Below are 478 nucleotides of genomic sequence, written 5' to 3'. Positions count from 1 at the left end.
AATTGATAGAGTCATTGCATCGTAAAAAAGGCAATAAAGTGGTCGTACTTATTGACGAGTACGACAAACCCATACTGGATGCGATAGGCAAGCCGGAAGCAGCAGAAATTCGTGCGTTTCTTCAGGGATTTTATGTGGTATTGAAAGGATGCGACGACCACCTGAAATTTGTCTTTATGACAGGCGTAACGAAAGTGGCCAAAGTGTCAATATTTTCAGCATTGAACAGTCTCAAAGATATTACGTTAAACGATAAATATGCTTCTATCTGTGGTTACACACAGGAAGAACTGGAACGCAACTTTTCGGAATATATTGACGAAACGGCAGTCCACGTGAATATGACAAGGGAAGATTTGCTGGCAAAAATTCGTTTTATGTACGATGGTTATACCTGGGATGGCAAGACATCGGTTTACAATCCGTTTTCTACACTGATGTTTTTTGACAACAAAAAATTTTCCAATTATTGGTTTGA

General features: G+C 39.1%; 1 protein-coding gene. It reads left to right on the top strand.

Annotated features, from left to right (window positions below):
* Positions 1 to 478, top strand: a 478-nt coding sequence (locus ASC50_RS04305; RefSeq protein WP_158648418.1) for an AAA family ATPase, incomplete at both ends; no start/stop codon positions are given.

Source organism: Candidatus Symbiothrix dinenymphae (assembly GCF_001431085.1).
Note: the sequence above shows the minus strand (reverse complement) of the source record. Positions and strands in the feature narration are given on the sequence as shown.